15 protein-coding genes and 1 tRNA gene are annotated in these 20,464 nt (G+C 65.3%); 8 read left to right on the top strand and 8 right to left on the bottom strand.

Going from position 1 to position 20,464, the window contains the following annotated elements; genetic code table 11:
* Positions 1-234 precede the first annotated feature (234 nt).
* Positions 235-1,869 carry a hypothetical protein gene (locus HKW67_RS03245; protein WP_171223430.1) on the bottom strand — a complete coding sequence of 545 codons (1,635 nt, stop codon included), beginning with the start codon at positions 1,867-1,869 and terminating at the stop codon, positions 235-237.
* Between the two features lie 53 nt (positions 1,870-1,922).
* Positions 1,923-5,702 (bottom strand): TonB-dependent receptor, encoded by a 3,780-nt coding sequence (locus HKW67_RS03240; RefSeq protein WP_171224028.1) that lies wholly within the window; start codon positions 5,700-5,702, stop codon positions 1,923-1,925.
* Between the two features lie 303 nt (positions 5,703-6,005).
* Here HKW67_RS03240 and HKW67_RS03235 point away from each other — a divergent pair, with 303 nt between their 5' ends.
* Positions 6,006-7,289: an HD domain-containing protein gene (locus tag HKW67_RS03235; protein WP_171224027.1), complete on the top strand. Its 1,284-nt coding sequence runs from the start codon at positions 6,006-6,008 to the stop codon at positions 7,287-7,289.
* 16 nt (positions 7,290-7,305) lie between these two features.
* Here HKW67_RS03235 and HKW67_RS03230 read toward each other — a convergent pair whose 3' ends face one another.
* The 4 genes from HKW67_RS03230 to HKW67_RS03215 are packed head-to-tail and all read right to left on the bottom strand — an operon-like array spanning position 7,306 to position 11,039.
* A complete protein-coding gene (locus HKW67_RS03230) occupies positions 7,306-7,989 on the bottom strand; it encodes a thioredoxin family protein (protein ID WP_171224026.1) in 684 nt (227 codons plus the stop codon).
* Positions 7,989-8,192, bottom strand: a complete 204-nt coding sequence (locus tag HKW67_RS03225) for a hypothetical protein (RefSeq protein ID WP_171224025.1) — start codon at positions 8,190-8,192, stop codon at positions 7,989-7,991. The genes HKW67_RS03230 and HKW67_RS03225 overlap by 1 nt, the downstream gene beginning before the upstream one ends.
* Entirely contained in the window at positions 8,185-8,976 is a 792-nt protein-coding gene (locus HKW67_RS03220) for a Stp1/IreP family PP2C-type Ser/Thr phosphatase (protein ID WP_171224024.1), read from the bottom strand. Before HKW67_RS03220 ends, HKW67_RS03225 begins: the two co-directional genes overlap by 8 nt.
* 59 nt (positions 8,977-9,035) lie before the next feature.
* Positions 9,036-11,039: an ABC transporter ATP-binding protein gene (locus HKW67_RS03215; protein WP_171224023.1), complete on the bottom strand. Its 2,004-nt coding sequence runs from the start codon at positions 11,037-11,039 to the stop codon at positions 9,036-9,038.
* A 42-nt stretch (positions 11,040-11,081) separates the two neighbouring features.
* On the opposite strand from HKW67_RS03215, the gene uvrA reads away from it, so the two are divergent.
* From uvrA to HKW67_RS03180, 7 genes are all read left to right on the top strand, one after another.
* Positions 11,082-13,919: an excinuclease ABC subunit UvrA gene (uvrA, locus tag HKW67_RS03210; protein ID WP_171224022.1), complete on the top strand. Its 2,838-nt coding sequence runs from the start codon at positions 11,082-11,084 to the stop codon at positions 13,917-13,919.
* A gap of 84 nt (positions 13,920-14,003) precedes the next feature.
* Positions 14,004-14,077: transfer RNA gene (locus HKW67_RS03205), tRNA-Asn, on the top strand.
* Positions 14,078-14,316: 239 nt separating this feature from the next.
* A complete protein-coding gene (locus HKW67_RS03200) occupies positions 14,317-14,805 on the top strand; it encodes a type II secretion system protein (protein ID WP_171224021.1) in 489 nt (162 codons plus the stop codon).
* Complete coding sequence (locus HKW67_RS03195) at positions 14,802-15,182, top strand: type IV pilus modification PilV family protein (RefSeq protein ID WP_171224020.1); 381 nt, start codon at positions 14,802-14,804, stop codon at positions 15,180-15,182. Before HKW67_RS03200 ends, HKW67_RS03195 begins: the two co-directional genes overlap by 4 nt.
* Positions 15,170-16,087, top strand: coding sequence for a prepilin-type N-terminal cleavage/methylation domain-containing protein (locus HKW67_RS03190; protein WP_171224019.1), 918 nt, complete (start codon positions 15,170-15,172; stop codon positions 16,085-16,087). Before HKW67_RS03195 ends, HKW67_RS03190 begins: the two co-directional genes overlap by 13 nt.
* On the top strand, positions 16,084-17,271 hold the full coding sequence (locus tag HKW67_RS03185) for a hypothetical protein (protein WP_171224018.1): 1,188 nt from the start codon (positions 16,084-16,086) through the stop codon (positions 17,269-17,271). Before HKW67_RS03190 ends, HKW67_RS03185 begins: the two co-directional genes overlap by 4 nt.
* A 67-nt stretch (positions 17,272-17,338) precedes the next feature.
* Positions 17,339-18,223 carry an alpha/beta fold hydrolase gene (locus tag HKW67_RS03180; RefSeq protein ID WP_171224017.1) on the top strand — a complete coding sequence of 295 codons (885 nt, stop codon included), beginning with the start codon at positions 17,339-17,341 and terminating at the stop codon, positions 18,221-18,223.
* Here HKW67_RS03180 and HKW67_RS03175 read toward each other — a convergent pair.
* Together HKW67_RS03175 and HKW67_RS03170 are read right to left on the bottom strand one after the other, a co-directional pair.
* The gene (locus tag HKW67_RS03175; protein WP_171224016.1) at positions 18,210-19,082 is read right to left on the bottom strand and encodes an MOSC domain-containing protein; all 873 of its coding nucleotides are present in this window, start codon (positions 19,080-19,082) and stop codon (positions 18,210-18,212) included. The genes HKW67_RS03180 and HKW67_RS03175 overlap by 14 nt on opposite strands.
* Positions 19,079-20,455 carry an APC family permease gene (locus HKW67_RS03170; RefSeq protein ID WP_171224015.1) on the bottom strand — a complete coding sequence of 459 codons (1,377 nt, stop codon included), beginning with the start codon at positions 20,453-20,455 and terminating at the stop codon, positions 19,079-19,081. Before HKW67_RS03170 ends, HKW67_RS03175 begins: the two co-directional genes overlap by 4 nt.
* Positions 20,456-20,464: the final 9 nt, after the last annotated feature.

The raw sequence follows: 20,464 nt of genomic DNA, 5'->3' as shown, positions 1-20,464 counted from the left end.
AAAGACCCGTATAAACAGCAACTTGACCGCGAATTGCCGCAGGTGCTCGCGGATGAACAGCATAATGAAATTGGGCGTCGCGCCTGCGGACAGGCCCCCGCTCTACGACGATCATTCGCGACCATTCGTGCGAATCCGCGGTGAGCTGTTGCTGTTGTTGTAGCGCAATGCCCCAAACAACAAACCGCCCCGCAGCATGAAGCTCCGGGGCGGTTTGTTTGCATCAGCGGTGCATCACTCCTTCCGCATCACCTTCTCAACCATGATCTGACGGCCCTCACGGGCGCCGAGGAAGATGGCGCCGTTGGGGCCGAAGCCGAGGAGCTGACGACCGGCAGGCAGCTTCACGCGCTCGATCATCTTGCCCGCGGGGCTGATCACGTCGTACACGAGCGGCGGCTGGTTCATCATGGCCGCCATCATGCCCATCGCGGCAGCGGGCATGCTGCCACGCGTGGTGTCACCGGCGGCGCGCGGAGCGCCAGGAGCACCAGCAGCCGCGCCAGCGGCTCCGGGAGCGCCCGGCGGGCCACCAGGGCCACCACGACCGCCCATGCCACCCATGAACTGCGTCGCGAGTTGCGCCGACAGGTTCGACGTGGCGGGAAGCACCCACAGGTTGCCATCGAAGTCGGCCAGTGTGGTGCCGGCGCGGATGGGCGGGTAGTAGTCGGGCAGCTTCTCAGCGGCCACGGGCTCGAACGACATGCGGAACCCACCGCCGCCGCCCGCGTTACCAGCGGCTCGCTCGGTGGCCGCCTTGGCCAGCGTCTGTAGCGAATCCACCAGCTTGGTCTTGTCGTCGTCGGTGATGCGCTTCCAGTCGAACGGCAGCTTGTCCGACGCGATGTGCGAACCATCAGGACGGTAGTAATCCACATGGAAGTCGAGCACGCGCATCACGGCGACCGTGCCGTCGTTCAACAGCGCCCAATCATCGGCCTGCGGCAGCGGGTTGATCTTGATCGCGATCTTCGTGCTGCCGTCTTCGCCACGCGTCATCTGCGTTTCGTTCTTGGGCACCTTCACGAACGCGACCGTGTCCGCCTTGCGCGTGTCGAAGTTGACGCGCACGATGGGCACCGAATCCGGCTGGCTCTGCGGGTTGAAGCCGCGACCGCCGGGGCCACCGAACGGCTGCCCGCCTTGGCCGCCGCCCGGAGCGCCACCACCGAACCCGCCAGCGTCGCCGCCAGGACGCCCACCCTGCGCGCCGCCCCGGTTCTGCTGCTGGTTGTTACCACCCTGCCCGCCAGGCTGACCGCCACGACCACCACCACCGCCACGATCGTTGCCGCTTCCGAACATCATCGCCATGCCACCGCCACCGGGACCACCGCCGGCGTTGCCCTGGCGATAGTACAAGCGACCCTTCTGGTCGAAAGCGTGCGACCCGAGGTTCATGTTGGACAGCGTGTTCACATCGTTCGTGCGCGGTGACGCCATCACGCGCACCGTCTTGCCGTCCTTGTTCAGCACCACCATCGACAGCGTAGCCGGGTCGACCACGATCGATGAGTCGCCGAGATACGGGATCAAGCCGATCGGGCGCTGACCGTACGGCATGAGCGCACCCGCCGCCGTGTCGGCTACGACCACCACGTTCTGCAGCGTGGGGTCGAAGCGCAGCAGCTGGCGACGCTGCACGTCGTTGATGAAGATCGAGCCGTCGGGGAGCGCGCGCAGCATGTTCGCGCCGTTGATCGGACGCGTGGCCTTGGCCAACGGTGCCGTCACTTCCCGCACCGGAACCGTCGAGGTGGACGGGGTTTCCGGCGACACCTGCGCGGACGCGGTCGATGCGGTGGCGGCCAGAATCGACACGCCAACCATCGTCCACGTCGCAGACTTCGTACGCGACACGCTCATGCGAGTACCACTCTGTAGTCGAGAGAAATTTCGATTCGTCAGGTCAGACATGATCAGTTGCCTCCTCGGCCGCCGCCGCCGCCGCCCATACCACCCATGCCGAACCGGTTGTTGCCAGACGTTCCTGAGCGCAATCCCTGCAAGGTGCGCTTGTCGAGGAAGCTGACCAGCGACGTGGGGAGCACGCGGATCTGCTCCTGCGTGAGCATGCTCTTGATGCCAGGCGCGAACCGGATGAGGATGTCGATGGTCTGCTCGCGAGCATCCTTGTAGCGCCCGTACGCCGCATCATGGTTGTACTTGTCGGGCAACTCGTTCAGGAACTTGGTGACCGGGTTCCAGATGGTATCGGAACGCAGCACGAAGTAGCGGTTGAGCGTGGCCAGACTGTCCGCCTGCTTGCGCGTGAGCTTGAGCGTGTCCGACTGCTGGAGCAGCTGCTGCATCGGGTTGATGATGCCGGACGTCGCCGTGCCGCGGAGCTGCTGCAACGTCGGCTTGTTGCCGGCACGCGAGCGACCACGATCGAGCTGCTGCAACAGCTGCTGCTGTTCACGCGTGGGCCCGACGTCGACGCGCATCTGCATCGTAATCGCCATCGGCGCTGAGCGAATGGTCGTCTGCTGCGGACGCGTGGAGCCGAAGCGCTCGTTCACTTCGTACTTGAACGTGTTGCTTGCCACGTCGAAGCCGCGCACGTACAGCAGCTGACCGTTCGGCGTCGGCGTGACGCCCCATCCCTTCAGGCCAGCTTCGCCGTTCAACAAGCGATCCAATCCGTTCAGCGGATTCGCGATCTGCAAGCTCAGCGTCGTGCGCTGAGGCAAACCGAGCTTGAGCGAGTTGAAGGAGACATTCAGGTTGCCGCTCATGCTCCACGGGGTCGTGCAGGAGTTGCGGCCGGCAAACTGGCCGAGCTGACTGCGCAGGCATGCCACGGCTTCTTTCGTGCCCGTCGCCAACAAGTTCTCGAGTCCAGCCTTGAGCGCCGGGTCGGTCACCGCGGCGGGATCGTAGATGAACGCGCGGTCATTGCCGTAGCTGTCGCCGTTCACGTCTTGATTGATCGTAGGCGTGTAGTTCGAGCCGGAGCGGAAGTTACCGTTCCACGAGATGCGCACGGCATCCCAGGCGTTGTAGCTGATCGAATACTGAATCTGATGACGGGCGAAGAAGGCACCCTTCGACCATTCCGTGCCAGCTGGCGAACCCACCGTGCTGTTGAAGCCGAGGAACTGTTCGCGTACGTCGGCCAGCACGTAGGCCAGGCTCCAGCTGTAGTGCGAGTTGAACACCGCCGGGCGGAGGCTCACGTTGACCTGCTTGCTCTCCGATTCGAGCGTCGAGGTCTGCCCGGTTACGCGACCGAAGGCATCGACCACACGCGCATCGCGCCACGCCACCTGACCCGTGGTCGGCACGATCGCCGACGGCATGACGTAGACCGGACGTCCGAGTTCATTGGCCAGCGTGAACTGCTGGACACCCGGGAAGTTGAGATCGACGCCACCCTGCTGATGCTGATTGCGCGAGTACGTTCCGTCCACCGAGAGCATGAAGCGGTTCTTGAGCACCGCGCCGGCCCACTGCAGGTTGCCGCGAATGGAGCGCTGCGCGGCGTACTCGGGCACGAACAACGTGATGTTCGGCGAGCTGTTGGCGAACACCGTGCCGTTGGTGCCGTCGGCGCAGGTGGTCGGAATGTTGGCCTGATCGGCGGCATACGCCGTCCAATTCGGGATTGGCGTGGCGGTACCGAGGCAGGTGAGCTGCTGCAGCGCCGAGGGCAGACCGGTGTTGTCGATGGCGTTCGAGATGAGCTGCGTGCCGGGCGTGTTCTGGAACACGCCGACGCCGCCGCGAATCACGGCGCGCGGCGCGCGGATCATGCCGGGGAGCAGCGCCATCTGATCGGCCTGGCCAACCGTCCAGGAGAAGCCGACGCGCGGGCTCACATAGAACCGGTTCGGCGTTTCCGCGTTGTCGTAGCCGAAGGCCGAGCGTACGGCCGGGTTGGACTGCGGTCCCTTCGAGAACCGGTTACCGTCGACGCGCACACCGTACTGGACCTGCAGATCGTTCGTCGGGCGCCACGCGTCGCCGAGCGACATCGCGCCAACGATCTGGCTGCCGGTGCGCGTGCGTGGCGACAAGGTGCGCGTGAACGACGCCGGCGTATTCGCCTGCAAGTCGGCCAGCGAGTTGTAGCTGAACGAGCCGAACTGATTGAACGTGACGTTCTGCGAGAACGCGTCGTTCCGCAGCTCGCTGGTGAGCTTCACGCGATGCCGATTGTCGTTGGAGAACCACGACATGGTGTTGTTGAACGCCAGCGACGTGTTCTCGGAGGCGGTGTTCAGATTCGTCGAACCACCGAACAGGAGGCTGCTCACGGCCGCCGAACCGTCGAGGAGCTGCGAATTCACGCGAACCGTGCCGGCCGGTAGAATGGCGTACGGCTCAGACTCATTGCGGCTCAGGCTGTATCCAATCGTGCTCTCGGTGAAGATGCCCTTGAAACCGAGCAGGCCGCTGTGGCGCGCCTGCAGGGCGCCGCCGTAGTTGTCGCGCGTGCCGTCGCGCGTCGGGGTGAAGAGACTGGCAGCACCGCCGCCGAATCCGCCGCCACCGCCGCCGCCAAACCCACCACCACCACCGCCACCGACCGGGGACGTTCCCGAATAGTTACCCGACAGCGTGATGGCGAACGTGTTGCCGCGATTCGAATTCGGCTGCACGAAGTCCAAGCTGTTAAGCATCGTGACGTTGTTGCGAATACGCTGCGGCGAGTAGCCACCCACGGTGATCGGCACGTTGCTCGACCCGAGGATGTTCAGCAAACGCGCCACCGAGTCGGCCGCAACACCGGCCGTCTCGAAGCCCAGTGAGCTTTCGCTGAGCAGCGTCTGCAGGTCCTGCAGGCGACGATCGAACTGGAACGACGAGTTGAAGAAGGCGCGATCCATCTTGATCGGGCCGGACGCCGAACCGCCCAGCGACATGTTGGTGTACTGCTGACCCGTCGCAATACCCGTTTGGTCGAGCCACTGCGTCTGCGGCGTGATGAGATTGCCGCTCAGGCTGCGCGTGATGTAGTTCGACCCCGAGCGCGTACGCACCTGCAGCTGGCCGCCGGAGAAACCACCGCGCGACACGTCGTACGAGGACGTGGCGAGCGACGTCATCACGTTCGCGTCGCGCGGTAGCGCTGCGTCGCCGAAGTTGAGGCCGTTGAGCTGCGTGTTGTTCTGGTCACCGCCCAGGCCGAACACCGAGAAGGCGTCGGCACCACCGTCGGAACCCAACAGCAACTGCACGCCCGGAATCGCCGACGCCATCGCGGCCAGATCGCCGAGCTGATCGGCGTTCAGGAAGCCCGCGGTCGCATCATCGACCGTCTTTTCCGTGCCGGACACATCGGACACCGTATCGGTGCGCGACGCCGCGGCCCGCTCCGTGACTTGCACGGCATCGAGCGTGATCGTGGCCGGCGCCATGCGCGCGTCGGCGATCAGGATTTCCTGATCCGCCGTGCGCTTCACCTGATAGCGACGCGGGCCGAGACCGACCGCCGAAAATGTCACCCAGTAATCGCCTTCCCCGCCGGGGAAGGAGATCGTGTAGCGACCGTTCTTATCGGTGCGTGCAGAGCGGCTGACATTGCCGCTGAGTGTCGTCGCGGTGACGAGCACATTGGGAATCGCCTGTGCGTCGGTGCCGAGCACGCGACCACGGATGATATCGACTGCCTGCGCGGCCAGCTGCAGACTGCACACGAAGAGCAATCCGATGGCGCCGAGGAGCCGTCTGAAAAAGAGAGATGTATGGGTCACGACAATGTAGACGAGGAAACGGCACCCGCGTTAAGAGCGGATTTTGGACGTCTTTGCAGAGGGAAATACGACGTCGGACTGCTTGAGCCAATTACACGGGGCTTGGTGATTTCGTTGACGAATTGTGCGAGTCTTAACGCCGACGCTGAACAACGCCGCGCGAGTGCAATCGGTGCCGCTTGCGTTTGGGGACACGGCAGCGGCGTTTGGTCCCTGCCGATTTCAGGGACGTCCCGTACGGGTTCGCGATCCACCCGATGGCTGCTGATGCCCCACTGACGGCTCCGCTTCATATGTTTGGGTATGGAGATTCTTCGCGATCCGCTCTGGAACAACATTCGCCTCGACCCCCTGGCCCTGGCGCTGCTGGAAACGCCAGTCGTGCAACGGCTGCGCTACGTGCGCCAGTTGGGATTGGCCTTTCTGGTCTATCCGGGCGCAACGCATTCCAGATTCGAGCACGCCCTCGGGGCCTGGCACCTTGCCGGCGTCGCCCTCCGTCTGCTCGAGGAGCGCGGAGCCCTCCATGGCATCGACGCCCGTGCGCAGCAGATCGTGCGGGCCGCCGCCCTGCTCCACGACGTCGGGCATTATCCGTTTTCGCATGCGCTCGAAGAGATAGGCGTCACGCACCATGAGCAGGTCGCGTACCCGCTGATCACCTCCGGTCCGGTGGCGACCGTGCTTCGCGACGCGCTGGGCGAATCGGCCCCCGAAGAGGTGTTCGCCCTGATCACCGGTCGCAGCACGGATGCGCTGCAGGGACTCATCTCGGGTTCGCTCGATCTCGACAAGATCGAGTACCTGAAACGCGACGCGACCATGTGCGGCGTGCCGTACGGCGAGATCGATGTGGATCGTCTGCTCAACTCTCTGGTGATCGTGCAGACCCCAGAGCGAACCACCCGCATGGTCGGCGTGCATGAGAAAGGGCTCTCGGCGCTCGAGTCCTTGCTCTTCGCGAAATACCAGATGTATCGCAACGTGTATTGGCACCATGCCGTGCGCAGTGCGACGGCGATGTACAAGCGACTGGTAGCAGTGGCACTCGACTCCGGCCACGTGGCATCGGACACGGTCGCCCGATTCACCGACGAAGGGCTGCTCGTGCATCTCGACGTGCCCTCGTTGCCGACGGAGGCCCGCGTGATGCTGGACGGACTGCGCTTTCGCCGCCTGCACAAACGCGCCTACGAGTGCCCCGCCGCTACGCTGGGTGAGGATGTGGGCGAGTGGATCGCCAGCGATTTCCATCTCGCGCGTCGCGTCGAAGATGCCTTCGCGCGGGAGCTCGGATTGCCGGCCGGCGCTGTGCTGCTCGACTACCCCGCCAAAACGCAGATGCTGGGGCTCGACATCCCCATGCAACGCCGCGATGGTCGTGTGGAGCAGCTCACCGCCGCCGGATGGGAAGGCGCGATCAACCTGCCGCGGCTCAGCGACGAACTCTATCGCAGTGCACGACGGCTGCGCGTGTTCACCACGGACCGGGCACCCGTCCCGGAAGCGCGGGTGCTGCGCGCGCTGCGCGAAGACGCGGATGTGGTCCGGACGCGACTGGACGCAGGGACCGCGCTATTGGGCTAGCGCGAACGGGCGCGCGTTACGGTCGGGCGCCGCGCGAACAGCGCGGTGATCCGGCCTTTGCCGCCTCCAGCATCTCCACCGCTTCGGTGGTGATCGCCACGCCGCGGTTGGCCGCGTAGAAGGTGCGAATGCCGGCATGCAGTGAATCGCTGCTGACCGTGCCGCGCACACCATGGGCCCAGTCGCGGATCTCGCGCGGCAGCTCCACGATGCATCCCACGTCATTGCCCTTGCTGTCCAGCAGCACGAAGGTCGGCGTGGCGGTGCGTCCGTCGAGCGAGCGGTGGGTATCCTGCACCGGCCGCCCGTTCACCGGCAGCACGATGCGGAGGTCGAGCCCGGGGACCAACTCCGACAGCTTCGCGAGATAAGGCACGTTGTTCATCGAATCGCCACACGCGTCGATGGCGATCACCAGCAGATGCCAGGTGCCGCCCACCGCTTTGGCGCGGGTCACGAGCGCGTCTTCCACCCGCGCGCTGTCGGCCATCTTGAGCCACCCTTCACGGCGCGCCTTGGCGGCGGCGAGGAAGTCGGGGAAGCTCTGGCCTGTTCTGAACAGCGACAGCAGCGTGCTGTCCTGCCCCACCACGCAGCCCGGACGACTGGCGGCGAAGGCCGGCGTCGGCGTACCAGCCAGGGCGAGGATGACCGCCGAAAGCCCGGCCATGCAGCCGGCGCGAAGACGCGGAGAGAGCATCAGGAGCGGTCCGGTGAATGTTGATCGGCTGGGCGCGTCTTCGTGCGTCCGTGTGCGTCGGCAAGCTTGCGTCCGATGCCGCGATAGAAGGCGGCATCGAGCGGCTTCTCATCGGCCTCGAGCGACAGCGCACATCGCTCGATCGCATAGAGGAGATTGCCAAGGTAGAGCTCGGCAATCTCCCCGACCGACTCGTCAGGCATGCGAGACGGCAGCCTGCTCGCCGGTCGTGCCGGTGCTCCCCGTACCATGGACCTGCAGCACCTGCACGACGATGGCCGTGATGTTGTCGAGTCCACCGCGGCGATTCGCCTCGGTAATCATCGCGTCGACCATGCGGCCGGGCGTCTGCTTCGACTCGAGGATCTTCTTGAGCTGCGGATCCTCGACCATACCGGTCAGACCGTCAGAGGCGACGAGATAGAGATCGCCATTCTGGATCTCCCCGTTCAGCACGTCAGCTTCGACGGCGGCGTTGGCGCCCACGCAACGGGTGATCACGTTGCTGTAGGGGTGGTAGCGCGCCTGTTCCGGCGTGAGGAAGCCAGCGTCGACCTGCTCCTGCACGTAGGAGTGGTCCTTGGTGAGCTGGCGCAGGGTGCCATCCCGCAGGAGATAGACGCGCGAATCGCCGATGTGTCCGATGATCCAGCGCCCCTGTCCGATCATGATGCAGGAGGCCGTGGTGCCCATCCCCTGCTTGTCGGCTTCCTGAATCGTACGCTCGTAGATCGCCCGATTGGCGGCCTTGAGCGCTTCACCCATACGAGAGAGCGGCGGGTTGCCGGTCAGGTCGCGGACATCAGTGAGGTCGCGCGCAACGATCTGCACCGCCATCTCACTGGCCACTTCACCTGCGGCGTGACCGCCCATGCCGTCGGCAACGATAAAGAGCCCTCGCTCCTGATCGGCGTCCGCATAAAGGCTGTCTTCGTTGCCTGCCCGAATGCGCCCGACATCTGTGCCGGCGGCGACGGATAGCTGCACGTGGATAGGAAGAGGTCTGACCGAGGATGACGAATGGAACGTGGAGCGGAGAAGCGAAGCTACCCGAGAGTTGCGTCGGTTGGCAAGCGCGTCGCCGAGCTCGCCGAGAGATCCGTGGGCCCGACGGGAGGCAACTCCTCGGCTGGAAGGGCCGGGAGATCGCCCGATTCGTGGACGTCCGGCTCGCCGACCTGCAGTCGGAAGAGTCGGTCGTACAGACCCTGACGGGTCATCAGCTCGCGATGGGTCCCCCGCTCGACGACCTCGCCGTGGTGGAGCACAAGAATCTCGTCGGCCTCGACGATCGTGCTGAGCCGGTGGGCGATGGCGATCGTGGTGCGGCCGCGCATGAGCTCCGAGACGGCCCGTTGGATCTCCGCTTCGATCTGCGAATCCACCGCGCTGGTGGCCTCATCCAGAATGAGCAGGGCCGGATCGGCGGCGACGGCCCGCGCAAAGGCCAGCAGCTGCCGCTCGCCCACACTGACTCCGCCGCCTCGCTCGGCCAACTCGTGGTGCCACCCGCCGGGGAGACGCGCGATCACCCGGTCGGCGCCGACCTGGGCCGCCGACGCGGCGAGCGCCTCGTCGTCGATGTCGGCATCGAGACGGAGGTTGCCGGCCACGTCTCCCGCGAAGAGGAAGATGTCCTGCTGCACGTAGCCGATCACCGAGCGGAGTACATCGACCGGCAATTCCCGGATATCGACGCCATTTACCAGAATGCGACCGCGCTGCGGCTCGTAAAAGCGGAGCAGCAGGTTCACGATGGTGGTCTTGCCAGCGCCCGTATGCCCCACGAGCGCGATCTCCTGCCCGGGCGCGACGCGGAAGCTGACGCCCTTCAGCACCCAGCGGCCCCCGGGGAGATCAGCGTCGGCTGGGCGAAGTGCGTCGGCCGCACGCTGCGAGGTGGGCGAGTGATCGTCCGACACCCCCTGCTCCCGGTCGTACGCGAACCAGACATCCTCGAACACCACCGTCACGCCGGCCGATCGCAGGGCGCCGACGCGCGCATCCCGATCAGGGGTAGCGGCGACACCAGCCGCCACCGGCGTATCGAGGAGGCCGAAGATGCGCTCAGAAGCGGCCATGGCGGCCTGCAGGATGTTGTACTTCTCCGAGAGATCCTGCAGTGGCTGAAAGAAGCGACGGACCAGCTGAAGAAAGGCGGCGACCGTGCCGACCGTGATCGCACTGCTCCCCACCCGGAAGCCGGCGGTCACGAGCAGACTGGCCAAGGCGAAGGTGGTGAGGAACTCGATCACGGGGAAATAGAGGGCGTACACCGTGATCGACTTCAGATGGGCATCGAGATGCGACTGGTTAAGCGCGTCGAAACGCCGGACTTCGTGCGCCTCCCGACCGAACAGCTGGACGATGCGCATGCCGCCGATCCGTTCGCCGATGAAGGCGTTCAGGCGCGCCAGGCGCGTGCGAATGTCCCGGTAGGCGGTGCGTACGGAATTCTGAAAGACCCGCGACGCGATCAGCACCAGCGGAATGACCACAAATGCCGCCATCGCCAACTGCCAATCCACGTACAGCATGACCACGCCGATGGCCAGCAGCGTAAAGAGGTCACCGACACCGGCGACGACGCCAGATGTGAACAGCTCGTTGAGCGCCTCGACATCACTGGTGACCCGGGTGACCAATCGCCCAACCGGATTGCGGTCGAAATACGAGACGGGGAGGCGCTGCAACCGTTCAAACAGCTCCCGGCGCAGATCACGCATCACTCGCTGTCCCAGCAGGGACGTGAACATGGTCTCGCCGAAGGCTGCACCGAACTGGGCCACGAGCAGGGCCGCGTACATGAACGCCACCTGCACGACGAGGCCGACATCCCGGGCGGGCAGCGCGCGATCGATGACCCAGCGGGTGAGCAGCGGTCCAACCAGCTGCATTCCAGACTGAACGATGATGCACGCCAGCGCCGCGACGACCAAGGGACGATAGGGGCGCACGTACGCCAGCAGACGCCGCACCAGGCGCGCGTCGTACGCTTTGCCGAGCGCGTCGTCTTCGGTTGGTGCCGTGGTATTTGTAGAAGCGGCCATGAGATGCGGAATCTAGCGGGCCGCCCCGATAGTTTTCATGGGATGAAGGATCGCATTCGCATTCGTGGCGCCCGCCAGCACAACCTGAAGGGCTTCGACCTTGATATCCCACGTCGGGCCATCACGGTCGTGACCGGGGTGTCGGGTTCAGGGAAATCATCGCTCGCCTTCGATACCATTTACGCCGAAGGCCAACGGCGCTACGTCGAGTCGCTGTCGGCCTACGCGCGTCAGTTTCTGGAGCGGATGGAGAAGCCGGCGGTCGATTCGATCGAGGGGCTGTCGCCGGCCGTGGCCATCGAGCAGAAGAATCCCACGCGGACGTCGCGGTCGACGGTCGGTACGGCCACCGAGATCTACGACTATTTGCGACTGCTGTGGGCGCGGGTGGGGCGGACCTACTGCCGCGTGTGCGGTCGTGAGCTGCGTCCCGATACCGTGCAGACCGTGACCGATGCGGTGATGGCGCTGCCCGAGGGCACGCGCTTCATGGTGGCGTGCCCGTTGATTCGGTCCAGCGAAGTCACGCACGCGGTCATCGCGGAAAATCTACGCGCGCGCGGTCTGGTGCGCGTCGCGTTGGGTGAGCGCATCGTGCACTTGGATGACGTCGACGCCGAAGGCGTAGATCTCGCCGCCGCCGGCGATGTCCAGATCGTGATCGACCGGTTGCGCGTGGAGGCCTCGGCCCGCGGGCGCATCGCCGATGCGGTGCAGACGTCGTTCAACGAGGGCGACGGCGATACCGTGCTCCTGTTCCCCGAGCCGGTGCTGCCCCCCGAGGCGTTGCGCGCGAGTACCGGCAACAAACCCGTATCGCGCTTGGCGTTCACCGAGCGGTTCGAGTGCCCCAACGACGGCACGCGCGCCCCCACGCCCACGCCCCAGCTGTTCTCGTTCAACAATCCGCGCGGCGCCTGCCCCACCTGCAACGGGTTCGGGGCGACACTGGACTACGACGAAGCGCTGATCGTGCCGAACCAGGAACGCTCGGTGCGTGAGGGCGCCATCGACCCATGGACCGCCCCGCGCTACGAGAAGCAGCGACGCACGGTCGTGGAGTTCGCGCGCGCGCTCGGCGTGTCCCCTGATGCCGCGTGGAAGACGCTGCCGGCGAAAGCCCGCGAGCAGTTGCTGCGTGCCAAGTCACGCGCGTACACGGGCATCTTTCCGTTTCTCGAGGCGCTCGAAGAGAAGCGCTACAAGCAGTACATCCGCATCTTCCTGCGGAAGTATCAAAGCGCGCGCGCCTGCCGCGATTGCGGCGGCAGTAAGCTGCAGCCCGATGCGATGGCGGTGCGCATTCAGGATCGCACGATCGCCGATGTCACACAGCTGCCGGTGCGCGATCTGCACACGTGGCTCGATACGCTGTCGCTGACGCCCAGCGAAACGCAGATCGCCGAGGCCGTGCTGCGCGAGGCGCGAAGTCGCACGCGTTTTCTGTCGGATGTCGGCCTTACATACCTCACGCTCGACCGCGCCACGCGCACGTTGTCGGGTGGCGAGGCACAACGCATCACGCTGTCGAATGCGCTGGGCGCCGCGCTCGTCGACGCCACGTATGTACTCGATGAACCCAGCATCGGGCTACATCCGCGCGACCTCGACAAACTGCTTGCGCTCCTGATGCGCCTCCGCGATCACGGCAACACCGTGATCATGGTGGAGCACGATCTCGAAGCGATGCGCATTGCCGACTATATGGTGGAGCTGGGTCCGCACGCCGGTGAGCACGGCGGTGAGGTCGTGTTCGCCGGACCGATCGCCGATATCACCAACAGCCCGCTTACCGGGCAGTATCTGACGGGCGCGCGCACGATTCCGCTACCTGCGAAGCGGCGGGCGGTGGGGCCGCGCTGGCTCGACCTCAAGGGCGCGAGTGCGAACAATGTGAACCACGTGGACGTGCGCTTTCCGTTGGGCGCGATGACGGTGGTGACCGGCGTCTCGGGCTCGGGCAAGAGCACGTTGGTCCACGACATTCTCTTTCATGCGGTCGAAGCACGTCTGCACGGCGAGCATTCGGCCAAAGAGCACCTGGGCGAGACCGTGGGCACGTTCACATCGTTGTCGGGCGCGGAGTTCCTCGATGACGTGGTGCTGGTGGATCAGAGCCCGATCGGCAAGTCGCCGCGATCGAACCCCGTGACGTACGTGAAGGCGTACGACGAAGTGCGAAAGCTGTTTGCCGAGATGCCGCTGTCAAAAACGCGCGGGTACGGGCCGGGGCACTTTTCGTTCAACGTTGCCGGTGGCCGCTGTGAGCAGTGCGAAGGCGCCGGGGCGATCGAAGTGGAGATGGTGTTCATGGCCGACGTCTTCGTGCCATGCGACGCGTGCGGCGGCAAGCGCTTCAAGCCCGATGTGCTGGAGGTGCGGGTGCGTGGTCGCAACATCGCCGACGTGCTCGAACTGACGGTGGATGAGGCGATCAAGTTCTTCCCGCGCGAGGACAAGCTGGCTCAGGCGCTCTGGCATGTGCAGCAAGTGGGGTTGGGCTATCTACGTCTGGGGCAGCCAGCCACCACGCTGTCGGGGGGCGAGGCGCAGCGTCTCAAGATCGCCCGTGAGCTCGCTCTGACGGCGCGCGGCGGCGCCCGGAAGCTGTACGTGCTGGACGAACCGACTACGGGCTTGCACCTCGAGGACATCCGGAAGCTGGCCCAAGTGTTCGAGCGCCTGCTCGATCAGGGGCACACGTTGGTCCTCATCGAGCACAACCTCGACGTGATCAAACTGGCCGACTGGATCGTGGACATGGGCCCGGACGGCGGCGACGGCGGCGGGCATTTGGTGGCGATGGGGCGACCGGAGGAGATCGTCCAGGTCGCCGCGTCGCACACCGGTCGGTGGCTCAAGACGGTGCTGCCCGCTTGACTCAGTCGGGTGGGGTGACGATACTATTGGGCTCTTGCATGGCCGTTCGCGGTTGTGTGAGACGGCGGCGACGGCCGTCGATATTCCCGGGTAGCTCAGCCAGGTAGAGCAGGTGACTGTTAATCACCCTGTCGGGGGTTCGAGTCCCTCCCCGGGAGCTGAACACAAGGTTTGACACGAGAAAGGTCATCGCTCACGCGGTGGCCTTTCTTGCGTGCAATAGCTCGTAAATCGTTGATTTCATGTATTTTGCTTCATATTGATCGAAAAGTGACGCGCAGTGTGAGGGCGAGCGCCCAGACAGGAATGTTCTGTGACGCCCGACACCGTGACGTTGTCTATGTCGCATCAGAACAGGGGTTCTGGTGTCGCATCGCCCTTCGTCCTCCGTGCTGTCATGACCCATCGCGCTCCGCTTCGCCATCGGCTGGGCTTCACCATGATCGAGGTGCTCCTCGTCGTGGGAGTAGCCGCCATCATGTTCGCGATGGTCGTGCCCCGCATGACGACCATCAAATCCAGCACGTCGATGCGCGCGGCCCGCCAAGAGCTTACCGCCGTCTTCGCCGCCGCCCGCGCCGCCGCCCTGCAAAAGGGGAAGACGTCGACACTGACGATCGACGGGTCGTCGGCCCGCGTTTCGGTGCTCAGTGGGCTGAACGGCACAGTGGTCAATGTCTTCGGGCCGATCAAGCTCGATACCGAGTTCGGCGTTGCGCTGACGGCGCTGTCCGGCTCTCCGGTCACGCTCAACTTCGATGCGCGCGGCATGCTCACGCCGACGCCTGTGTCGACTCTCAAGTACAAGCTCAGCATGTCGTCATCGTCGGACACGCTGTGCATCAGTCCGGCCGGCATCATCATGCCTAAGGGGTGTCAGCTATGAAACAGCCTGCTGTCGTGAAGCCTCGCCGCACACGTGACGGCGTGACGCTGGTCGAGATCCTGGTGGCCGTCCTCATGCTCACCGTGGCCGTCGGTGGGCTCCTGAGCAGCTCGGCCGCCGTAGCCAATCAGATGGGCGGCGGTGTGCGACAGACCGTCGCGGCGGGCGTGGCGCAGGCGCGCCTCGACTCGCTCACCAGCCTCTCCTGCGCCCAGCTCGCGGCGGGGGCAGCGACCGGCTACAGCTCCACGCGCGGCGTGAAAGAGTCATGGACCGTGACCGACGGCCGCAACATCAAGACCATCGCCGTGAACATCCAGATCCCCCGTCGCACGAAGACTCTCGTTTACTCGATGGTGATTCCATGCCGCGATTGACCTCCGTGCGCCGCCGGGGCTTCACCATGGTCGAGATGCTGGTCACCATGACCATCCTCTCGGTCATCGGCATCATCGTGTCTCGTCTCATGATGGGACAACAGCGCTTCTATCAGCGCACCAACGAACAGATGGGGATGCGACGCGAGCTGCGTTCAGCGATGAATCTGGTGCCGGCCGACCTGCGCTCGATCTCCTCCTCGGGTGGCGACCTCACGACCTTCAATTCCAACTCCCTCACGTTTCGCGCCGTGCTGGGGGCTTCGGCCGTCTGCGCGCGACCGTCGAACAGTGCACTAGACCTGCCTCCATTGAACATGGCGCGCAACACCGTGACCAGCTGGTACACCACCCCGCAGGCGGGTGACACGGTGTGGGCGTTCAACGACAGCTTGTCACGCGGTGCCGAAGACGACGTCTGGGTGCCGCTGCGGATCACCGCCGTGTCACAGAGCGCGGTGCTCTGTCCGCTCTCGCCGTTCATCGACGCCATCCTCGACGTCGGGAAACCGCGATTTCGCGTGACCGTGACGCCCAATCTGCCCGATTCAATCAAGGTGGGCTCGGCACTGCGCTTTACGCGCAGCGCGCGCTTTCAACTCACCGCGCAGAGTAGCGGGCGGTACTACCTCACGCGCGCCGAGTACGTGGGCGGTGCATGGCAGGGGGCGACGGCCGTGAGCGGTCCGTACGAGGCGCCGAGCGGCTCGAATGGGGGCATTCGTTTCACCTACTTCGACAGCCTGGGCCTCGCCGTCACCAACCCCGCGTTGGGTCGCGACGTAGCTCGCATCGACATGATCCTGCGCGCCAAGGGGGCGAACAGCTCCGGCGGCGTGGGCAGCAGCAGCACGAGCAATACCGATTCACTGGCCTTTCGTATCGCCCTGAGGAACCGTCAATGACCCACATCGAAGCGTCGAGTGATGAGCAGATGACCGAGCTGCCGCGCACCCTGCGCGTGCGTCGCGGTACCGCACTACTGATCACCTTGGTGGTCGTCGTAGTGCTCGCGATTCTGTCGACCGGAGCGGTTCTCGGTGCGATGCAGGACTTTCGCGCCGGCCGCAATACGCTGGTCGAGCAGCGCGCGTTCGCCGTGGCCGAGTTTGGTTTGAACCAGGAGATCTCCAAGTGGGATCGCGCTCGCAACTTGCCGGCGCCGAAGGGCATGGCGGTCGGAGCGATCGATTCGACCAATGTCTTCGTGGCGCAAGGAGACACGGCGCGCGTGCGCGTGCAGCGACTGACCGAAACGACGTTCTGGGTCGTGTCGGTCGGACGCGCCAATATCGGCAACGGCACGCTTGAGGCACAGCGTCAGACGCACATGGTGGTGCGCATCGCGTACCCCACCATCAATCCCGGCGGCGCGATCGTGACGGCTGGTAATATCGATGTAAAGGGATCCGCACAGATCACCGGTACGAATACCAATCCGACCGGCTGGACGCAGTGCGCCAACATCGCCGGCCGCGACACGTTCGCGATCAGCTACGCCACGGGCAAGACGGCCACGATCCAAAAGACAAACATGGTGACGGGCGGTATCAATCAAAGTGCTGCCGCCGCCGACTCGAATACCTACGTGCGGTACGGAACGGAAAGTTGGAACACGCTCGTTGCGAACGCTGATATCACTCTGCCGGCGGGCAACCTCGGACCGGAACCGGTCGGCACCGCCACGACCTGCGACATCTCGGATGTATCGAACTGGGGCGAGCCGTTGCGCAGCGGCAACGGGTACGTGGCCGGCTGCACCGACTACTTCCCGATCATTTACGCGAGTGGTTCGCTGCAGCTCACGAAGGGACGCGGACAGGGCATTCTGCTGGTGAACGGCGACATTCGCCTGGCGGGCAACTTCCAGTGGTTTGGTCTGATCATCGCTCGCGACGATATCACGAAGGGCAACGGTACCTTCGACATGTGGGGCAGCATCATGTCCCGCAACGCGAACGTGAACGACGGTAACGACATCGTCGGTAACTCCTCGTTCAACTGGTCCAAGTGTGCCGTCGAGTCCGCCCTGCGCGGATCGGCCATCTTGACCCGCACGAAGGAACGCAGCTGGGTGCAGCTGTACTGAGTCGGTCGTCGAAGTCTGCAGGGCCCCTCGGGAGGGGGAGCGGAACACGAAGGGCGGTCGCCGACAGGTGGCCGCCCTTCGTGCATCGCTGCGATACTTCGGTATGGCCAACGACATCCCCGTCGGCATCCGCATCATCCGCGGAGCGAACCGCACGCTCGGGCGCGTCGCGCCCTCGCTGGCGTCGCGCCTGAGTCGCCGGATCTTCTCCACGCCGCGCAAGTTCACGCCCCGCGAGTGGGAGGCGCCCTTCGAAGCGTTGGCGCGACGGGAACGCCTTCCCAGCGGGCTGTCGGTGCTCCGGGCGGGTGATGGTCCACCGGTGGCGCTGATTCACGGCTGGGAAGGACGCGCCACGCAATTCGCCGCGATGGCCCCTGCCCTGCTCGCCTGCGGATTCAGTGTGGTCGCGATCGATGCGCCTGGGCACGGGCATTCGCGTGGAAAAGAGTCTGATCCGTACCGGTTCGCCGAGGCCTTGATCGATGTCAGTGCGACATTCGGTCCCCTGCATGCGGCCGTCGGTCATTCCATGGGTGGCGGGAGTATCGCGCTGGCGCTCTCGTCCGGGCTGTCGTTGTCGCGGGCGGCGCTGATCGCCAGCCCGTCCTCATTGCACGACGTGCTGCACCGGTTTTCCGCCGCGATGCACCTGCCGCCAAAGGCGACCGAGCACTTCGTGCGCGACGCCCGGCGCCGCATCACGGCGCGCGGCTATCGCACCGACGATATCGAAGGCGCCCTGCGCGCGGTGACCGCACCGGCGCTGGTCATTCATGCGCTCGACGACAAGGAAGTGCCCTTCGCGGACGCCGAACGGATTGCGGGATTCTGGCTTGGCTCCACACTCCTGCGCGTGGAGCACGTTGGACACCGACGGATTCTGCGCGACCCGATCACGATTGCCGCCGTAGCCGAGTACTTCTCGGCAGGCGTTGCTAGCGAAGACTGAGCACCTGCAGTTCGTCGCCAATGCGGATCACGCCGGCGGCGCGATGCGTCGTGTTCATGCCGAAAATGACACCGCCGTCGGCGCGACGATACTGTGCGAACGCACGCAGCGGCTCATGACCGCTCTCGGCCGAGTCGGGATCGACGGTCGTGAGCACGCAGCGCGTGCAGGCCGAGACTACGCTCAGTGACACGTCGCCAATCCGGATATCGCGCCACGTGTCTTCGTCGTGTGGCCGCGTGCCGGCCACGAGCACATTGGCGCGGAACCGACGAAGATCCATCACATCAGCGTGGCCGCTCTCGAGCAGACGCGCATTGAGGGCGTCGATGCTGGCCATACCAAGCAACAGCAGCGGCGCACCGTCCGACATGGCCACGTAGCGGGCGTGCGCGTCGATCGTTCCCGCAAAGCGCGGCGCGAGCGGTCGGCGATCCACGTCAGCCAGTCGCAGCAGCCGGCAGGCGCGTCCGGCCGCCGCGGAGCACCAGGCGGCGGCGATGTCCCCGACGTCATGCGCGACGACGTCGTCATCCCACACGCGCACGGTCTGGGTCCGCGCAGCGCGATTTATCCACTCGGTCGGCACATCCAGCGGTGGCAAACCGGGGGCCGTGAGCCGGATGCCACCGTGGCGATCGTCCGTGAGGAACGACGGGCGAATCAGCACGAGGCGGTGCGTCTCGCGCGCGGTGATCATCGCGCCGTTGGAGTCGGCCAAGATCCATCGGCGATCGCCAACCGCGCCGCGTTCGTCCAGCGTAAGCTCCTGCACGCGAATACCCGCTGCCGATTTGAGCGGATGAACGAAGAGCGCAGCGACGCGCACGGTGGTGTCCGCGGTTGCGTGTGCGTTCACGGGGTGGCCGGCGGCCGCGACGCCGTACGCCGCCCGTTCCAGTAAAGGTAGACCGGCACGCCAAGCGCGAGCAGACCGGCGCCGCGCGCCGCGTTGCCGGGGTTCGAGATGATCGACCCGAGGACGACGTAGATCGCAGCCGCAATGAAAATCAGTGTCGTGACCGGATGTCCCGGCGCCTGCACCAACGCGGGTCCGTCGCGATGCGCGTCACGCCGCCGCAACACGAACAACGTGGCAGCCGTGGAGCCGAAGAAGATCCAGTCGGCGAACACGACGTAGTCCAGCAGTTGGCCGTACGTGCCCGTCAGCAGCAGCACCAGCGCGACGGCACCTTGTGCCACCAACGCCACCACCGGCGTGCGCGTGACGGGATGCAGCGCCGCCATGCTCTGAAAGAACAGCCCGTCGGCGGCCATCGCCTGATACACGCGGGCCGACATGAGTATCACCATGCCCAGAAAGCCGATAGTGGACGCGACGATGCCGCACGTGATCAGGGTGCGCCCGGCCGGGCCGAGGTACACGAACATGGTGTCGGCGGCCGGCGCGGTGCTGGCGGCAAGTCCCGCGACGCCAAGAGCACGCAGATAGGCGACGTTCACCAGCAGATACGTGGCGGCCACGATGAGCACGCCCAGAATCAGGGCACGGGGCAACGTACGCGCGGGATCGCGCAACTCTTCGGCCACGGCATTGGTCTGCTGCCACCCGCCGAAGGAGAAGAGCACCGGAACCAGCGCGGCGCCCATCGCCACCACCGTGGCGGTGAGGCCTTGCGGAGGCATCAACGGCGCGGCGGCGACCGTGGGCACCGGCAACGCGTTCGCCGGCGACATGATCAGCGCTGCCACCACCAGGATCGCGATGGCCGACAACTTGAGCACGGTCAGCACGTTGCCGGTAGTGGCCCCGATGTTCACGCCCAAGACGTTCAGCAGCGTCAACATCACGATCAAGGCGATGGCGATGGCGCGTGCATTCTCCGGCGCCCACCCCAGTAGCGTGGCCAGATAGCTGGCGCCGGTCATCGCCACGGCGGCGATAGCCCCGGTTGCCATGATCAGGAACAGCGCCCAGCCATAGAGAAACGCCGGCAGTGTGCCGAAGGCCTCTCGCAGATAGACGTAGGTGCCCCCCGCCTGCGGGCGTCGGGCGCCCAGTTCGGCGTACACGAAGCCACCGATGATGGCGACGACCGCACCGATGCCCCAGGCGGCCAGTGTAAGCGGCGCCGTGCCGACTCGCTGGGCTACCACCGACGGGGACAGGAAGATACCGGAGCCGATGATGCCGCCGACCACCAGCATGGTGCCCGAGAAGAGGCCGAGGCGGGCCGCGTAACCGACCGGCTGGGGCGCGTGTATATCCATGGCGCCAAA

Origin of the sequence: Gemmatimonas groenlandica, assembly GCF_013004105.1 — a bacterium.
Classification (GTDB): domain Bacteria; phylum Gemmatimonadota; class Gemmatimonadetes; order Gemmatimonadales; family Gemmatimonadaceae; genus Gemmatimonas; species Gemmatimonas groenlandica.
Note: the sequence above shows the minus strand (reverse complement) of the source record. Positions and strands in the feature narration are given on the sequence as shown.